This window comes from Pseudomonas sp. 20P_3.2_Bac5 (assembly GCF_025466035.1).
Lineage (GTDB): Bacteria > Pseudomonadota > Gammaproteobacteria > Pseudomonadales > Pseudomonadaceae > Aquipseudomonas.
Genome location: NZ_JANLOA010000131.1, coordinates 33,997 through 49,542, shown reverse-complemented (window position 1 = coordinate 49,542; position 15,546 = coordinate 33,997). Strand labels below are relative to the sequence as shown.

General features: G+C 66.2%; 16 protein-coding genes and 1 riboswitch. Of the genes, 12 read left to right on the top strand and 4 right to left on the bottom strand.

Features of this window, described 5'->3' with window-relative positions; all coding sequences use genetic code 11:
* Window positions 1-3: 3 nt before the first annotated feature.
* Together purN and purM are read right to left on the bottom strand one after the other, a co-directional pair.
* Window positions 4-657 carry a phosphoribosylglycinamide formyltransferase gene (gene purN, locus NTD88_RS26195; RefSeq protein ID WP_262129591.1) on the bottom strand — a complete coding sequence of 218 codons (654 nt, stop codon included), beginning with the start codon at window positions 655-657 and terminating at the stop codon, window positions 4-6.
* The gene (gene purM / locus NTD88_RS26190; protein ID WP_110969163.1) at window positions 657-1,715 is read right to left on the bottom strand and encodes a phosphoribosylformylglycinamidine cyclo-ligase; all 1,059 of its coding nucleotides are present in this window, start codon (window positions 1,713-1,715) and stop codon (window positions 657-659) included. Before purM ends, purN begins: the two co-directional genes overlap by 1 nt.
* A 330-nt stretch (window positions 1,716-2,045) precedes the next feature.
* On the opposite strand from purM, the gene NTD88_RS26185 reads away from it, so the two are divergent.
* The 6 genes from NTD88_RS26185 to NTD88_RS26160 all read left to right on the top strand — a co-directional run bounded on the left by NTD88_RS26185 (window position 2,046) and on the right by NTD88_RS26160 (window position 7,137).
* Window positions 2,046-3,107 carry a DUF2066 domain-containing protein gene (locus NTD88_RS26185; RefSeq protein WP_095155405.1) on the top strand — a complete coding sequence of 354 codons (1,062 nt, stop codon included), beginning with the start codon at window positions 2,046-2,048 and terminating at the stop codon, window positions 3,105-3,107.
* Window positions 3,108-3,119: 12 nt separating this feature from the next.
* Window positions 3,120-4,193, top strand: a complete 1,074-nt coding sequence (locus tag NTD88_RS26180) for an AI-2E family transporter (RefSeq protein ID WP_262155533.1) — start codon at window positions 3,120-3,122, stop codon at window positions 4,191-4,193.
* Between the two features lie 155 nt (window positions 4,194-4,348).
* Entirely contained in the window at window positions 4,349-5,053 is a 705-nt protein-coding gene (hda, locus tag NTD88_RS26175; protein WP_095155407.1) for a DnaA regulatory inactivator Hda, read from the top strand.
* Window positions 5,054-5,168: 115 nt separating this feature from the next.
* The gene (locus tag NTD88_RS26170) at window positions 5,169-5,798 is read left to right on the top strand and encodes a C40 family peptidase (protein ID WP_262129588.1); all 630 of its coding nucleotides are present in this window, start codon (window positions 5,169-5,171) and stop codon (window positions 5,796-5,798) included.
* A gap of 137 nt (window positions 5,799-5,935) precedes the next feature.
* Window positions 5,936-6,469, top strand: coding sequence for a C40 family peptidase (locus NTD88_RS26165; protein ID WP_262155532.1), 534 nt, complete (start codon window positions 5,936-5,938; stop codon window positions 6,467-6,469).
* Between the two features lie 17 nt (window positions 6,470-6,486).
* A complete protein-coding gene (locus NTD88_RS26160) occupies window positions 6,487-7,137 on the top strand; it encodes an O-methyltransferase (RefSeq protein WP_262155531.1) in 651 nt (216 codons plus the stop codon).
* A gap of 6 nt (window positions 7,138-7,143) precedes the next feature.
* Here the strand turns inward: NTD88_RS26160 and NTD88_RS26155 are convergent, their stop codons facing one another.
* On the bottom strand, window positions 7,144-8,460 hold the full coding sequence (locus NTD88_RS26155) for a PQQ-dependent sugar dehydrogenase (protein ID WP_262155529.1): 1,317 nt from the start codon (window positions 8,458-8,460) through the stop codon (window positions 7,144-7,146).
* A 96-nt stretch (window positions 8,461-8,556) separates the two neighbouring features.
* Window positions 8,557-9,135, bottom strand: a complete 579-nt coding sequence (locus NTD88_RS26150) for a hypothetical protein (RefSeq protein ID WP_262155528.1) — start codon at window positions 9,133-9,135, stop codon at window positions 8,557-8,559.
* A gap of 151 nt (window positions 9,136-9,286) precedes the next feature.
* A riboswitch (cobalamin riboswitch) is annotated at window positions 9,287-9,508 on the top strand.
* Between the two features lie 145 nt (window positions 9,509-9,653).
* Here NTD88_RS26150 and cobO point away from each other — a divergent pair.
* Genes cobO through NTD88_RS26120 form a run of 6 tightly spaced genes read left to right on the top strand, consistent with a single transcriptional unit; the run spans window position 9,654 to window position 15,545 of the window.
* Entirely contained in the window at window positions 9,654-10,265 is a 612-nt protein-coding gene (gene cobO / locus NTD88_RS26145; RefSeq protein WP_175652414.1) for a cob(I)yrinic acid a,c-diamide adenosyltransferase, read from the top strand.
* On the top strand, window positions 10,262-11,557 hold the full coding sequence (locus tag NTD88_RS26140) for a cobyrinate a,c-diamide synthase (RefSeq protein WP_262155526.1): 1,296 nt from the start codon (window positions 10,262-10,264) through the stop codon (window positions 11,555-11,557). Before cobO ends, NTD88_RS26140 begins: the two co-directional genes overlap by 4 nt.
* Entirely contained in the window at window positions 11,554-12,204 is a 651-nt protein-coding gene (gene bluB, locus NTD88_RS26135; RefSeq protein WP_262155525.1) for a 5,6-dimethylbenzimidazole synthase, read from the top strand. The genes NTD88_RS26140 and bluB overlap by 4 nt, the downstream gene beginning before the upstream one ends.
* Complete coding sequence (cbiB, locus tag NTD88_RS26130) at window positions 12,201-13,109, top strand: adenosylcobinamide-phosphate synthase CbiB (RefSeq protein ID WP_262155524.1); 909 nt, start codon at window positions 12,201-12,203, stop codon at window positions 13,107-13,109. The genes bluB and cbiB overlap by 4 nt, the downstream gene beginning before the upstream one ends.
* Window positions 13,102-14,094 (top strand): threonine-phosphate decarboxylase CobD, encoded by a 993-nt coding sequence (cobD, locus tag NTD88_RS26125; protein WP_262155523.1) that lies wholly within the window; start codon window positions 13,102-13,104, stop codon window positions 14,092-14,094. Before cbiB ends, cobD begins: the two co-directional genes overlap by 8 nt.
* Window positions 14,091-15,545, top strand: coding sequence for a cobyric acid synthase (locus NTD88_RS26120; RefSeq protein ID WP_262155522.1), 1,455 nt, complete (start codon window positions 14,091-14,093; stop codon window positions 15,543-15,545). Before cobD ends, NTD88_RS26120 begins: the two co-directional genes overlap by 4 nt.
* Window position 15,546: the final 1 nt, after the last annotated feature.

Genomic DNA, 15,546 nt, shown 5'->3' with positions numbered 1-15,546 from the left:
CTCCTAGGGTCGTATCAAGTGGCCGCTGGCCGCCAGGGGCTGGCCGTCCAGTAGAGCACCGTGTTCGCCCAGGCGCAAACGGCCTTCGGCGAACCAGCGCACCGCCAGCGGGTAAATCTGATGTTCCTGGCTGTGAACCCTGTGCGCCAGTGTCTCTGGCGTGTCATCCGGCGCCACCGGAATGACTGCCTGTACGACCAGCGGCCCGCCATCGAGTTCCTCGGTGACGAAGTGCACGCTGCAGCCGTGCTCGCTATCACCGGCTTCCAGCGCCCGCTGGTGGGTGTGCAGGCCCTTGTACTTGGGCAGCAGGGACGGGTGGATGTTGAGCAGGCGCCCCTCGTAGTGACGGACGAAACCGCCGCTGAGGATGCGCATGAACCCGGCCAGGACCACCAGTTGCGGCGAGAAAGCGTCGATGCATTCGATCAGGGCCTGGTCGAAGGCTTCGCGGCCGTCGTAGCCCTTGTGGTCGAGCACGGCGGTGTCGATACCGGCATCGCGGGCGCGTTGCAGGCCGTAGGCATCGGCGCGGTTGGAAATCACGGCGCGGATCCGTACCGGGGAATCCCCGGCACGGGCGCTGTCGATCAGGGCTTGCAGGTTGCTGCCGGAACCCGACAGCAACACCACGACATCGCAGGTCTTGCTTGGCATCAGTGCGCCTTGAGGTTCTTCAGCTCGACCTGGGCGGCGCCTTCGGCGGCGACGCCGATCTGGCCGATCACCCATGGCTGCTCACCGGCTTCGCGCAGGACGTTCAGGGCGGTTTCGACCTTGTCCTGGGCAACGCAGATGACCATGCCGACGCCGCAGTTCAGAACGCGGTGCATTTCGTGCTCGTCGACGTTGCCTTGCGCTTGCAGCCAGTCGAAGACCGCCGGGCGTTCCCAGCTCGCGACATCGACCACGGCCTGCGCGCCTTTTGGCAGTACACGCGGGATGTTGTCGAGCAGGCCGCCGCCGGTGATGTGGGCCATGGCCTTCACCGCGCCGGTGTCTTTGATCAGCTTCAGCAGCGGCTTGACGTAAATGCGGGTCGGGGCCATCAGCAGCTCGGTCAGCGGGGTGCCGTCGAGTTGGACCTGCTCGATGTCGGCGCCGGAGACTTCGATGATCTTGCGGATCAGCGAGTAGCCGTTGGAGTGCGGGCCGGAGGACGGCAGGGCGATCAGCGCGTCGCCAGTGGCGACCTTGGAGCCGTCGATGATTTCGGCTTTCTCGACCACACCGACGCAGAAGCCGGCCAGGTCGTAGTCTTCACCTTCGTACATGCCGGGCATTTCAGCGGTTTCACCGCCGACCAGCGAGCAGCCAGCCAGTTCGCAGCCGGCGCCGATGCCGGTGACCACGGTGGCGGCAACGTCGACGTTCAGCTTGCCGGTGGCGTAGTAGTCGAGGAAGAACAGCGGCTCGGCGCCGCAGACCACCAGGTCGTTGACGCACATGGCGACCAGGTCCTGGCCGATGCTGTCGTGCTTGTTCAGGTTCAGTGCCAGGCGCAGCTTGGTGCCGACACCGTCGGTGCCCGAGACCAGAACCGGCTGTTTGTAGCCGGCCGGGATTTCACAGAGGGCGCCAAAACCGCCCAGGCCGCCCATGACTTCGGGGCGCGCGGTGCGCTTGGCGACGCCTTTGATGCGTTCGACCAATGCTTCGCCGGCGTCGATGTCTACACCGGCGTCCTTGTAGCTCAGGGAGGGTTGCTTGCTCATGATCCAGGCCTTTAGGGGGGAGGGATTCGGGGGAATCGACCGTGACCTGCCAGGGAGCGGGAAAAAGATCCGCCTGCCTGACCGTCGGCGGTCTGCGAAGGCGCGCGATTTTATCAGGGTTGCCCGGCAGCGGCCATCCTCAGGCCGACGGGCTGGGCCTGAATCCGGTGAAAAACATCGATTCTCCGTGCACGGGTGGTTGCCTTGTCACGGCCTGTATAAGGTATAGGAAGGGAAACACCGACCCATGAGTGAATTTTGCGCCGTGGCGTGGGTCTTGGCTTCACGCGTCACCTTTCACTTCTTCCTTTATCTGGACAGGAATCCTTCATGCGTTTGCGTTCTTATCTGTTCGGTTGCTGTGTTGCGTTGTTCGGCCTCGCCGCCCAGGCCGAGACCCTCAGTGGGCTGTATCAGGTCCGTGAGCCGGTCAGTGGGCAGGGCGCCGAAGCGCGGGCCCAGGCGACCCAGGCCGCGCTGGACACCCTGGTGCTGCGCCTGACCGGCGACCCGAAGGCGCCGCAGAACCCGGGCCTTGCCGAATTGCGCAAGGACCCGCAACAGATCATCAGCCAGTTCGGCACCGAGGCCGGGCCGCCGGAGACGTTGCTGGTGGAGTTCGATCCGGGCAGCACTGAACGCGCGCTGCGCAAGGCGGGTCTGGCGCTGTGGGGCAACAATCGCCCGGCGATCCTCGGCTGGTGGCTGAATGACGGCACCGAGGGTTCGAACCTGATCGGTGACGGCCAGGGCGCTGCCGAGCCCCTGCGCCGCGCAGCCCAGCACCGCGGGTTGCCACTGCGCCTGCCGCTGGGTGACCTCGACGAACAGCTCGTGGCCACCGCGAAGAATCTCGAAGGCACCGACCCGGCGCCGCTCAAGGCGGCATCCGGGCGTTATGGCGCCGACGCCCTGTTGGCCGTGCATGCCACTGAGGCTGAGGGTAAATGGAGCGGCACATGGCGCCTGTGGCTGGGCGAGCAGCGCGAGCAGGGCAAGGTCGAGGGCGCCGATCAGGCCGCCTTGGCCGATGCCGTGATGCTGGCGGTGAGCCAACGACTGGCGCCGCGTTTCGTCGCCCGTCCTGGCGCCAGCAGCGAGCAGGCGATCCAGGTGCAGGGTGTCAATCTGGAGCGTTATGCCGAACTGGGCCGCGTGCTGGAGCCGTTCGGCGGTCGTATCACCGAAGTCCAGGGCGATGTCATGACGTGGGAGGCCACCGCCACCGCCGATCAGTTGCGCGCCCAACTGGGGCTGGCGCGCTTGCAGGAGGTTCCAGCCGAAGCCGCTCCGGTCGCACCGGTCACCAACCCGGCGGCGCCTGCGGATGCCTCCGGCGCCGCGCCTGCCCCGGCCCCCGCACCGTTCAACGGTCTGCGTTTTCGCTGGTAAGGAGTTGTGGTGATGATGGATACACGCCGCTGGATGTGGTTCGGCATGGTGTTTCTGCTCGGTGTGCTGCTGTATTTGTTGCACGGAATTCTGTCGCCGTTTCTTATCGGGATTCTCCTGGCCTACCTGGCCGACCCGCTGGTCGATCGCCTGGAACGCGCGGGGCTGTCGCGCACGGCCGGCGTGGTGGTGGTCTTCACCCTGTTCAGCCTGATTCTGCTGGCGATGCTGCTGGTGCTGATACCGATGCTGGCCAAGCAGCTTGTGCGCCTCTATGAGCTGACGCCGCAGATGCTCGACTGGCTGGAGCATGCGGCGCTGCCGTGGGTGCAGGCCAAGCTGGGGCTGGCCGATGGCTTCTGGAAGTTCGACAAGGTCAAGGCGGCGATCGGCGCGCATATGGGCCAGACCACCGATATCGTCGGCGCGGTGCTGGCTCAGGCGACGGCGTCGGGCCTGGCGTTGCTCGGCTGGCTGGCCAACCTGGTGCTGATCCCGGTGGTGGGCTTCTACCTGCTGCGCGACTGGGACCTGATGATGGCCAAGCTGCGCAGCCTGCTGCCGCGTCAGCGCGAGGAGCAGGTGGTGGGGCTGGCGGGGGAGTGCCATGAGGTGCTTGGCGCCTTCGTCCGCGGCCAGTTGCTGGTGATGCTGGCGCTGGGTGTCATCTACGCGGCGGGGCTGATGCTGGTGGGCCTCGAGCTGGGCTTGCTGATCGGCCTGTTGGCGGGGCTGGCGGCCATTGTGCCGTACATGGGTTTCATCATCGGTATCGGCGCGGCGATGGTCGCGGGGCTGTTCCAGTTCGGCGGCGACATCTATCCGCTGCTGGGGATCGCCGCAGTATTCATGATCGGCCAGATGCTCGAAGGCATGGTGCTCACGCCGCTGCTGGTGGGCGACCGCATCGGCCTGCACCCGGTGGCGGTGATCTTCGCGATCCTCGCCGGCGGCGAGTTGTTCGGTTTCACCGGTGTGTTGCTGGCGTTGCCGGCGGCGGCGGTGATCATGGTGCTGCTGCGTCATGCGCACGACTTCTATAAAAGGTCGGACATGTATGGCGAGAAAATAGACCCCGACCTTTAAGTAATGGCTAAAGGCTTGCGCCGTGCCTGAGTGTCCGGCGCAAGCCTTTGATTTTCCTTGTGGTCTTCGCTCATTGTGCGACCGACGTCACGGGTATAGACTTTGCAGACTTTTACCAAGGGCCCTTTGCGGTTCCTCGCAACCGCCCAGCCAGCATGAAACCGATCCAGTTGCCCCTGGGTGTGCGTCTGCGCGATGACGCCACCTTCATCAACTACTATCCGGGTGCCAACGCCGCCGCACTGGGCTACGTCGAGCGACTCTGCGAAGCCGACGCCGGCTGGACCGAGAGCCTGATCTACCTGTGGGGCAAGCAGGGTGTCGGACGTACCCACCTGTTGCAGGCGGCCTGTTTGCGTTTCGAGCAGATGGGCGAGCCGGCGGTCTACTTGCCTCTGGCGCAATTGCTCGACCGTGGCGTCGAACTCCTGGATCACCTCGAACAGTACGAACTGGTCTGCATCGACGACCTGCAGACCATCGCCGGCAAGCCGGAGTGGGAAGAGGCGATGTTCCACCTGTTCAACCGCCTGCGTGACAGTGGCCGGCGCCTGTTGATCGCGGCCTCCAGCTCGCCGCGCGAACTGCCGATCAAACTCGCCGACCTCAAGTCGCGCCTGACCATGGCGCTGATTTTCCAGATGCGTGCGCTGTCCGACGAAGACAAGCTGCGCGCCCTGCAATTGCGGGCTTCGCGTCGCGGCCTGCACATGACCGACGAGGTCGGGCACTTCATCCTCACCCGCGGTACCCGCAGCATGAGCGCGCTGTTCGACCTGCTGGAACGCCTCGATCAGGCGTCGCTGCAGGCACAACGCAAGCTGACCATCCCGTTTTTGAAGGAGACGCTGGGCTGGTAAACGCCGTCCCAGAGCCTCGGAACATAAAAGTCACATTTTTTTCGATTGAATTTGCAAATCGAATCGATAGAAGGCATAGTCTCGGCTTCTTTGAATTCCAGACACGGTCGTGCCCATGCTAAATCGCTTCGCACCCCTCGTGCCCCTCGCACTCGTGACGCTGCTTTTCGGCTGCGCTGCCCACAGCCCGGTTTCGCAACAGCAGGATCACGCTCCAATCGCTGCAAAGGTCGCCACCCAGTCTTCCACCGACGTTTCGGTGTTCGAAGAAGAACTGGCCACCGAGCAGGACCTGGAACAGTTCTCCACCTCCAAGCCTTACCAACTGCCCGTGCTGGCCGACAGCATCCTCGAGCGTGGCATGTCGCTGATCGGAACCCGCTACCGTTTCGGTGGCACCTCCGAGCAGTCGGGCTTCGATTGCAGTGGCTTCATCGGTTATCTGTTCCGCGAAGAAGCTGGCATGAACCTGCCGCGCTCCACCCGCGAAATGATCAACGTCGATGCCCCGCTGGTCTCGCGCAACAACCTCAAGCCGGGTGACCTGCTGTTCTTCAGCACCAACGGCCGCGGTCGCGTCAGCCACGCCGGTATCTACCTCGGCGACAACCAGTTCATCCACTCCAGCAGCCGTCGCAGCGGTGGCGTGCGTATCGACAGCCTCGGCGATCGCTACTGGAGCAAGACGTTCATCGAAGCCAAGCGCGCGCTGGCAATGGCACCGACCACGCTCTCGCGCAACTGATTCCTTCGCTAGCGTCATGGACACGGCGACGATGCTGAAAAGCTCGTCGCCGTGCGTGTTTACAGAAAGCGTCTAATCTTGATTCTCACCACTTTGCCGGCATCCAGCCGGGCAGCTTCAGACAGGATGTTCTGACGATGTCGATAATGGCGCGCTTAGCGGTATTGTCCCTGGCGGCACTGATCAGTGCCTGTTCCAGCCACGCCCCGACCCCGCCCCAGGTGGTCCAGCCGGCGTTCACTTCTCCTCAGGTGTATTTCTCTCCCGTCGCCGAAGACGTGCTGTTTCGCGCGCTTGGCCTGGTGGGCACGCCCTATCGCTGGGGTGGCAACACGCCGGATGCCGGTTTCGATTGCAGCGGCCTGATTGGCTACGTCTACCGTGACGCCGCTGGCATCGCCTTGCCGCGCTCGACCCGCGAGATGATCGTCATGGGCGCCCCGAACGTGTCCCGCGACGCCTTGCAGTCCGGTGATCTGGTGTTCTTCGCCACCAACGGTGGCAGCCAGGTCAACCATGCGGGCATCTATGTCGGCGAGGGGCGTTTCGTCCATGCGCCGTCCACGGGCGGGACGGTACGGCTGGACTATCTGTCGAACAACTACTGGCAAAAGTCCTACCTCAACGCCAAGCGCGTGTTGCAAGCCGCACACCTGGCGCATAACCCCTGATAGCGCCGAGGTGAGCGATGACCGGTCAGACGCTTTACCTCGACGATGCGCTCTACGATTACCTCCGGCGCGTCTCCCTGCGCGAGAGGCCGTTGCTGGCGCGCCTTCGCGCTGAAACCGCCGCGCGACCGAATGCCAATTGGCAGGTGGCCCCCGAGCAGGGGCAGTTGCTGGCGCTGCTGGTGCGCTTGAGCGGTGCGCGCCGATTGATCGAGGTGGGCACCTTCACCGGCTACAGCGCGCTGTGCATGGCCGACGCCTTGCCGGCGGACGGTGAACTGCTGTGCTGCGACCTTCCGGGCGACTACCACGACATCGCTCGCCGCTACTGGCGGGAAGCGGGCGTGGAACGCCGCATCGACCTGCGCCCAGGTCCGGCGCTGGACACCTTGGCGACACTGGCGGACGGCGCGTTCGACCTGATCTTCATCGATGCCGACAAGGCCAATTACCCACGCTACCTCGAAGAGGCCCTGCGGCTGCTGCGCCAGGGTGGCGCCGTGCTGTTCGACAACACCTTGTGGAGCGGCCGGGTGTTGCAGGCGCAGCCGGACAGCGACGACACCCGCGCCATCCAGGCCTTGAACCTGGCGCTGCGTGACGATGTGCGGGTGGATTTGTCGCTGCTGCCGCTGGGTGACGGCCTGACGCTGTGTCGCAAGCGCTGAACGTTCTCAAGGCGCCTTGCTGACCCGCCAGATCACATTGCCCACGTCATCGGCCACCAGCAGCCCGCCACGCTGGTCGTTGATCACCCCCACCGGCCGGCCCATGGCCTTGCCGTCATCATTAAGGAAGCCGGTGAGCAGGTCGATCGGTTTGCCCGCTGGTTTGCCCGCAGTACTGAACGGCACGAACACCACTTTGTAGCCACTGTGCGGCTTGCGGTTCCAGGAGCCGTGCTGGCCGATGAACGCGCCCTGGTCGAACGGCGGCGGGAGGACGCCGGGTTCGGCGAAGGTCAGGCCCAGAGACGCGGTGTGTGGGCCGACCGCGTAGTCGGGGGCGATGGCCTTGGCCACTAGGCTCGGGTCCTGTGGCTGCACCCGCACGTCCACATGCTGGCCGTAATAGCTGAAAGGCCAGCCATAGAAACCGCCGTCGCGCACCGAGGTGATGTAGTCCGGCACCAGATCGCTGCCGATTTCGTCACGCTCGTTCACCGCCGTCCAGAGTTGCCCGCTGCGCGGTTCCCAGGCCAGGCCGTTTGGGTTGCGCAGGCCCGAGGCGAAGATTCGGTGGTTGCCGGTGGCCGGGTCGATTTCCCAGATCGCCGCGCGGCCTTCTTCCTTGTCCAGGCCGTTCTCGGCGACGTTGCTGTTGGAGCCGACGGTGACGTAGAGCTTCTTGCCGTCGCGGCTGGCAATCACGTTCTTGGTCCAGTGGTGGTTCAACGGGCCGCCGGGCAGTTCGGCGACGACTTCGCCGGGCGTGTTGATCACCGTGGCGCCGGCCTCGTACTTGAAGCGCAGCAGGCGATCGGTGTCGGCCACGTAGAGATCGTTGCCCACCAGGGTCATGCCGAACGGGGAGTTGAGGTTCATCAGAAAGACCGTGCGGGTTTCCGCGACGCCATCGCCGTCGGTATCGCGCAGCAGGCTGATGCGGTTGGCGCTGGGTACGGCGGCGCCAGCGCGGGCCATGACCTTGTTCATCACCCAGCCCTTGAGGCCCTTGCCGTCTTCGGGCTTCGGCGGCGCGTTGGTTTCCGCCACCAGTACGTCGCCGTTGGGCAGCACGTACAGCCAGCGCGGATGGTCCAGGCCGCTGGCGAAGGCCGCCACCTGGGTGCCGGGCGCCGCGGCGGGCTTGGCGCCTTTCGGCCAGCCGACCGCGGGGGCGATGTTCACGGTGGGGATCAGGGTCTTGTTCGGTTCCGGCAGTTGCGGCGCCGGGCCGCTGCCGTCGGTGACCTGGAGCCGGGCGGTGTCACCGCAGGCGGTCAGGCCGGTAGTGATCGCCAGTAGAACTGCAATGCGTAGTGAAGACATGTGCGACTCCTCGGGGAACGGGTGCTTATAAGGAGTCAGAGGTGGATCGGAGAAGGGAGGTTCAATTGTCGGGGCCGCGGGCGGCCCCGACAATCTTCAGGCTTGCTTCAGCAACAAGGCCACGCCCGGATAGTACTGACCAAACTCGTCATGCAATTTCCGATAGCCATACGGGAAACACCAGGCAATGGCGCAGGCGTTGTGCTTTTGCAGGTCGTCCACCAGGTCCTGCAGTTCCTCGGGGCTGACATGCTGGCCGAGCTTGCACGGGCTGGCGAACAGCGCGGCGATCTTCAATTGGCTCGGGTAAGCGATCGCGCGCGCGCTGGCGCCGACGTCCTGCAAGGCCGCGCTCAGGTCCAGCCGGCCGACCTTCGGCCAGCGCTGGCCGGCATGCAGGTAGGCCGACTCTTCGCGGCTGGCGATCAGCAAGGCGCAGCGAGCATCCCGCTCGCCCTCGTCGCGTTGCTTCTTGCTCTGGAAATCCTGAAGGGTGACCAGCTCGGCTTGCCAGATGGCCGCCGAGAGGATCCCGAGGTTGCCCTGGAGCCCTTGCCAGTAAGGCCCTTCGTTGTCGCCGAGGGTCTGGTTGAAGCGTTCGATGCATTCGCTCCAACGCTCCAGCGCCGGGCGCAGGAATTCCAGGCGAGGATTGTTGATGATCAGGCCTTGCATGCTGCTCTCCTTTCGTAATTGTTGTACGAGTACAGCGGAAAACCGTGGCACTTTGATATCACTCGACTGAGTGTTGCACAAGACGACAGAAACGCCATCGGTCGCCTCGTACCGGGCGCCTTTCATTGACGCTCCGGGTCCAACCCTCTAACCTTTGCGGCTTGTTTCAGGTGCTCTGTGGCCCGCCGGCCGACAGGGTGAAACAGGGAAGCCGGTGAGCACGCCAGACGTGCGATTCCGGCGCTGCCCCCGCAACGGTAAATGAGTCAAGGCTGCGCATGGCCACTGGGTGTCGTCACCCGGGAAGGCGCCCGGCCAGGATCTGAATATCCGCTCATGAGCCCGGAGACCGGCCTGCAAACAGTCAACGGCATCACGGAGGGTGATGCGCGGTTTTCCGGGCCTCGTCGCCCGGCTCCTGCGCGTTCCGTGTGCCACTACCCCCTTCATCTGTCGATGCCCCCAGCCTTGTCGCGCCAGCGGACAAGCCGCGCCGACAGTGGCCCGCGGAGATCCCGATGACCGAATCCACCGAACGTGACGAACGCCACCTGGCGCGCATGCTGCGCAAAAAGGCGGTGATCGACGAGCGCATCGCCAATTCCCCAAATGAATGTGGCCTGTTGCTGGTACTCAGCGGCAATGGCAAGGGCAAAAGCAGCTCGGCCTTCGGCATGCTCGCCCGGGCCCTCGGCCACGGCATGCAGTGCGGCGTGGTGCAGTTCATCAAGGGGCGCAACGCCACCGGCGAAGAGCTGTTTTTCCGCCGCTTCCCTGAAGAGGTGCGCTATCACGTGATGGGCGAGGGCTTCACCTGGGAAACCCAGGACCGCCAGCGCGACATCGCCGCCGCCGAAGCGGCCTGGGCGGTGTCCCGGCAACTGCTGCAGGACCCGAGCATCGGCTTCGTGGTGCTCGATGAGCTGAACATCGCCCTCAAGCACGGCTACCTCGACCTCGAACAGGTGCTGTCCGACTTGCAGGCCCGCCCGCCGATGCAGCACGTGATCGTGACCGGCCGCGGCGCCAAGGACGAAATGATCGAACTGGCCGACACCGTCACCGAGATGGGCATGATCAAACACGCTTTCCAGGCCGGCATCCGTGCCCAGAAGGGCGTCGAACTATGAGCGACACCCGGCATTGCCCGGCGGTACTGATCGCCGCGCCGGCTTCCGGCCAGGGCAAGACCACCGTCACCGCGGCCCTGGCCCGTCTGCACCGCAACCAGGGGCGCAAGGTCCGGGTGTTCAAGTGCGGCCCGGATTTCCTCGACCCGATGATTCTCGAACGTGCCAGCGGCGCGCCGGTATACCAGCTCGACCTGTGGATGGTCGGCGCCGAGGAAAGCCGGCGCCTGCTCTGGGAAGCGGCGGCCGAGGCCGACCTGATCCTGATCGAAGGCGTCATGGGGCTGTTCGACGGCACGCCGTCCAGCGCCGACCTGGCGCGGCATTTCGGCGTGCCGGTGCTGGCGGTGATCGACGGCACGGCCATGGCGCAGACCTTCGGTGCTCTGGCCCTCGGCCTGGCGCGTTACCAGCCGGACCTGCCGTTCGCCGGGGTGCTGGCCAACCGGGTCGGCTCGCTGCGTCACGCGCAACTGCTGGAAGGCAGCCTGACCGAAGGGCTGCGCTGGTATGGCGGGCTGTCGCGGGAGACCGGGATCGAACTGCCGAGTCGCCACCTCGGGCTGGTCCAGGCCAGCGAGCTGACCGACCTCGACCTGCGCCTCGATGCCGCCGCCAAGGCGCTGGGCGACAGTTGCCAGTCGGCCTTGCCGCCGCCGGTGGCGTTCAGCGGGCCGGCGCCGCGCAGCATCGAGCGGGGTCTTGAGGGCGTGCGTATTGCCGTGGCCCGCGACGAAGCGTTCGCCTTCACCTACGGCGCCAACCTCGAACTGCTGCGGGCGATGGGCGCTGAGCTGAGTTTCTTCTCGCCGGTCCACGACCGCGAAATCCCGCCGGCCGACAGCCTGTACCTGCCCGGCGGCTACCCGGAACTGCACCACCACACCCTCGCCGCGAACGCACCGATGCTGGCGGCCATCCGCGCCCACCATCAGGCGGGCAAGCCGTTGCTGGCCGAGTGCGGCGGCATGCTCTTCCTGCTCGATGCGCTGACCGATGTCGCGGGCGAGCGTGCCGAGCTGGCCGGGCTGCTGTCCGGCGAAGCGGTGATGCAGAAGCGCCTTGCCGCGCTGGCCCTGCAAGCAGTGGAGCTGCCGGAAGGCACCCTGCGCGGGCACACCTACCACCATTCCCTGACCAGCACCGCACTGGAACCCATTGCTCGCGGCCAGAGCCCCAACGGCGGGCGCGGCGCCGAAGCGGTGTACCGCCTTGGCCGGTTGACCGCGTCGTACGTGCATTTCTACTTCCCGTCCAACCCTGATGCGACGGCGGCGCTGCTGGCACCATGAGCGCACACGCCTACAGTGAGGCCGAGCGCGTGGCGATCTACCGCGCCATTGGTGAGCGCCGCGACATGCGTCATTTCAGCGGCGGCGAGGTAGCGCCCGAGTTGCTCGTCCGTTTGCTGGAGGCGGCGCACCAGGCGCCCAGCGTCGGCCTGATGCAGCCCTGGCGGTTTATCCGCATTACCCGCCGCGACCTGCGTCAGCGCATCCAGGCGCTGGTGGAGGACGAGCGGATACGCACCGCCGAAGCGCTGGGGCAGCGCTCCGATGAGTTCATGAAACTCAAGGTCGAAGGCATCAACGACTGCGCCGAAGTGCTGGTCGCCGCGCTGATGGACAAACGCGAGGCGCATATCTTCGGTCGTCGCACCTTGCCGGAAATGGACCTCGCCTCGCTGTCGTGCGCCATTCAGAACCTATGGCTGGCGGCCCGCGCCGAGGGTTTGGGCATGGGCTGGGTGTCGCTGTTCGATCCGCAGGCACTGGCCGATCTGCTGGGCATGCCGGCGGGGGCCAAGCCGCTGGCGATTCTTTGCCTGGGCCCGGTGCACGAATTTTATCCGGCGCCAATGCTGGCGCTGGAAGGCTGGACCACGCCACGACCGCTGGCGGACATGCTGTTTGAAAACCAATGGGGAGAAACCGAATGAGTGTGGCCTTGCTGACCGTGGCCGGGGTGGCGCTGGACGCGCTGCTGGGCGAACCGCGGCGCTGGCATCCGCTGGTGGCGTTCGGGAACATGGCCGGGCGCCTGGAGCAGCGTTTCAACGCCGGCGGCCGCGGCTGGCGTAGCCATGGCGTTACCGCCTGGTTCCTCGCGGTGGTGCCGTTGACCCTGTTAGCGACGGCCTTGTCCTGGCTGCCGTATATCGGCTGGCTGGTGGAAATCCTCGCGCTGTACTGCGCCCTCGGCTTGCGCAGCCTCGGCGAGCATGTGCAGCCGGTGGCCGATGCCCTGCGCGGCGGCGACCTCGACGAAGCGCGCAAACGCGTGGGCTATCTGGTCAGCCGGCAGACCAGTGAACTGGACGACACCGCCGTGGCCCGCGCCGCCACTGAATCGGTGCTGGAGAATGGCAGCGACGCGGTGTTCGCCGCGCTGTTCTGGTTCGTCGTCGCGGGTGCGCCGGGGGTGGTGCTCTATCGCCTGAGCAACACGCTGGATGCCATGTGGGGTTACCGCAACGAGCGGTTCGAGCGCTTCGGCTGGGCCGCGGCGCGCATCGATGATCTGCTCAATTACCTGCCGGCGCGGTTGGTGGCGCTGACCTACGCGCTGCTGGGCAAGACCCGCCTGGCGCTCAAGTGCTGGCGCCAGCAGGCGCCGCACTGGGACAGCCCCAACGCTGGCCCGGTGATGGCGGCGGGGGCGGGTGCCCTGGGCGTCGAGCTGGGCGGGCCGGCGATCTACCACGGTGAATTGCACGAGCGCGCGCGCCTGGGCGAAGGCCCGGCGGCCGACGCGGGGTCCATTGAACGCGGCTGGCGGCTGGTGTGCCAGGGCGTCTGGTTGTGGTTGTTGCTGCTGTGCCTGGGAGCCGAATTCTATGCTTGAACACGGTGGCCGCCTGCTGCGGGCGATCGCGCACTACGGCATCGCCCGCGAGAACTGGCTGGACCTGTCCAGCGGCATCGCGCCCTGGTCTTTTCCGATTCCCGAAATTCCGCTGCGGGCCTGGGCGCGACTGCCTGAAACCGATGATGGCCTGGAGCAGGCTGCGGCCGAGTATTACGGCGCTTCGCACCTGCTGCCGGTGGCCGGCTCGCAGGCGGCGATCCAGGCGCTGCCGCGCTTGCGTCCGCGCGGCAGCGCCGGCGTGCTCTCGCCGTGCTATGCCGAGCATGCCGAAGGCTGGCGCCGCGCTGGCCATCACGTGCTGGAACTGAGCGAGGAACAGCTCGCCGGGCAACTCGACCACCTCGACGTGCTGGTGGTGGTCAACCCCAACAATCCCACGGGCCGCCTGCTGCCGGCGGACACCTTGCTCGACTGGCATCAGCGCTTGTCGCGCCACGGCGGCTGGCTGCTGGTGGACGAAGCCTTCATGGACAACACGCCGGCGCAGAGCATCGCCGCGTACAGCGAGCGCGAGGGGCTGATTGTCCTGCGTTCGTTCGGCAAGTTCTTCGGCCTGGCCGGCGTGCGCCTCGGCTGTGTGCTGGCCGAACCGTTGCTGCTGCGGGCGCTGGCCGAAGAGCTGGGGCCGTGGTCTGTCAGCGGCCCGACCCGGGCGCTGGCCCAGGCCTGTTTCACTGATCTGGCCAGCCAGCGCCAGCAGACCGAACGCTGCGCCGCCGCCAGCGCCCGTCTCGCCGCGCTGCTGGACAGCGCCGGACTCACGCCCGCCGGCGGCTGCGACCTGTTCCAGTACCTGCGCCATGACCAGGCCGCCGCGATTCACGACTTCATGGCCCGGCGCGGCATTCTCCTGCGCCTGTTCGATCATCCGCCGAGCCTGCGCTTCGGCCTGCCCGCCGAGGATGCCGACTGGCAGCGGCTGGCCGTGGCGCTCGACGACTACCGCAAGGAAACGCCATGACCACCCTGATGGTGCAAGGCACCACCTCCGATGCCGGCAAGAGCACGCTGGTGACCGCACTGTGCCGCTGGCTGAAACGCCAGGGCGTCGGCGTGGTGCCGTTCAAGCCGCAGAACATGGCGCTGAACAGCGCGGTGACCGCCGACGGCGGCGAGATCGGCCGCGCTCAGGCGGTCCAGGCCCAGGCCGCGGGCCTGGAACCGCACACCGACATGAACCCGGTGCTGCTCAAGCCCAACAGCGACACGGGCGCGCAGGTCATCATCCATGGCCGCGCGGTCACCAGCATGAACGCGGTGGCCTATCACGACTACAAGGCCATCGCCATGCAGGCGGTGCTGGCCTCGCACCAGCGGCTCAGCGCCGGTTGGCCGGTGGTGATGGTGGAAGGCGCCGGCTCGCCGGCCGAGATCAACCTGCGCGCGGGTGATATCGCCAACATGGGTTTCGCCGAGGCGGTGGACTGCCCGGTGATCCTGATCGCCGATATCAACCGCGGCGGCGTCTTCGCCCATCTGGTCGGCACGCTGGAGTTGCTTTCGCCGAGCGAGCAGGCGCGGGTCCAGGGCTTCGTCATCAACCGCTTCCGTGGCGACATCGCGCTGTTGCAGCCGGGCCTGGACTGGCTGGAGGCGCGCACCGGCAAACCGGTGCTCGGCGTGCTGCCCTACGTCACCGACCTGCACCTGGAAGCCGAGGACGGCCTCGACCGGCGCCAGGGCGAAAAAGCCGCGCAGGTACTCAAAGTGATCGTCCCGGTGCTGCCGCGCATCAGTAACCACACCGATTTCGATCCGCTGCGCCTGCACCCGCAGGTGGACCTGCAATTCATCGGCCCCGGCCAGCCGATTCCGCCCGCCGATCTGATTATCCTGCCCGGCTCAAAAAGCGTGCGCGGCGACCTCGCGCAACTTCGCGAGCGCGGCTGGGAACAGGCCATCACCCGGCACCTGCGCTACGGCGGCAAGGTTCTGGGGATTTGCGGCGGCCTGCAGATGCTCGGGCGCGAGGTGCATGATCCGCTGGGTCTGGAAGGTGCCGCTGGCAGCAGTCCGGGCCTGGGCCTGCTGGACTACGCCACGGTGCTGGAAACCCACAAGCAACTGCGCAATGTCAGCGGCGTCCTTGAGTTGGAGCAGGCGGCGATCAGCGGTTACGAGATTCATGCCGGCGTGACCCGCGGCGCGGCCCTGGACCGCCCGGCGGTGAACCTGGCCGATGGCCGTCGCGACGGTGCCATCAGCGCCGACGGGCAGATCCTCGCCACTTACCTGCACGGCCTGTTCGAAGCGCCGGACTCTTGCGCCGCGTTGCTGCGCTGGGCCGGGCTGAGGGAGGTCCAGCGGGTCGACTATCACGCCCTGCGCGAACGCGATATCGAACGCCTGGCCGACTTGGTGGATGCCCACCTGGATTGCGCCCGGCTCCGTCAACTCTGTGGGCTCGACTGAC

Excerpts from the sequence above, each read along its gene's own strand:
- purN (WP_262129591.1), bottom strand. The coding sequence starts at position 657 with ATGCCAAGCAAGACCTGCGATGTCGTGGTGTTGCTGTCGGGTTCCGGC.
- purM (WP_110969163.1), bottom strand. The coding sequence starts at position 1,715 with ATGAGCAAGCAACCCTCCCTGAGCTACAAGGACGCCGGTGTAGACATC.
- NTD88_RS26185 (WP_095155405.1), top strand. The coding sequence starts at position 2,046 with ATGCGTTTGCGTTCTTATCTGTTCGGTTGCTGTGTTGCGTTGTTCGGC.
- NTD88_RS26180 (WP_262155533.1), top strand. The coding sequence starts at position 3,120 with ATGATGGATACACGCCGCTGGATGTGGTTCGGCATGGTGTTTCTGCTC.
- hda (WP_095155407.1), top strand. The coding sequence starts at position 4,349 with ATGAAACCGATCCAGTTGCCCCTGGGTGTGCGTCTGCGCGATGACGCC.
- NTD88_RS26170 (WP_262129588.1), top strand. The coding sequence starts at position 5,169 with ATGCTAAATCGCTTCGCACCCCTCGTGCCCCTCGCACTCGTGACGCTG.
- NTD88_RS26165 (WP_262155532.1), top strand. The coding sequence starts at position 5,936 with ATGTCGATAATGGCGCGCTTAGCGGTATTGTCCCTGGCGGCACTGATC.
- NTD88_RS26160 (WP_262155531.1), top strand. The coding sequence starts at position 6,487 with ATGACCGGTCAGACGCTTTACCTCGACGATGCGCTCTACGATTACCTC.
- NTD88_RS26155 (WP_262155529.1), bottom strand. The coding sequence starts at position 8,460 with ATGTCTTCACTACGCATTGCAGTTCTACTGGCGATCACTACCGGCCTG.
- NTD88_RS26150 (WP_262155528.1), bottom strand. The coding sequence starts at position 9,135 with ATGCAAGGCCTGATCATCAACAATCCTCGCCTGGAATTCCTGCGCCCG.
- cobO (WP_175652414.1), top strand. The coding sequence starts at position 9,654 with ATGACCGAATCCACCGAACGTGACGAACGCCACCTGGCGCGCATGCTG.
- NTD88_RS26140 (WP_262155526.1), top strand. The coding sequence starts at position 10,262 with ATGAGCGACACCCGGCATTGCCCGGCGGTACTGATCGCCGCGCCGGCT.
- bluB (WP_262155525.1), top strand. The coding sequence starts at position 11,554 with ATGAGCGCACACGCCTACAGTGAGGCCGAGCGCGTGGCGATCTACCGC.
- cbiB (WP_262155524.1), top strand. The coding sequence starts at position 12,201 with ATGAGTGTGGCCTTGCTGACCGTGGCCGGGGTGGCGCTGGACGCGCTG.
- cobD (WP_262155523.1), top strand. The coding sequence starts at position 13,102 with ATGCTTGAACACGGTGGCCGCCTGCTGCGGGCGATCGCGCACTACGGC.
- NTD88_RS26120 (WP_262155522.1), top strand. The coding sequence starts at position 14,091 with ATGACCACCCTGATGGTGCAAGGCACCACCTCCGATGCCGGCAAGAGC.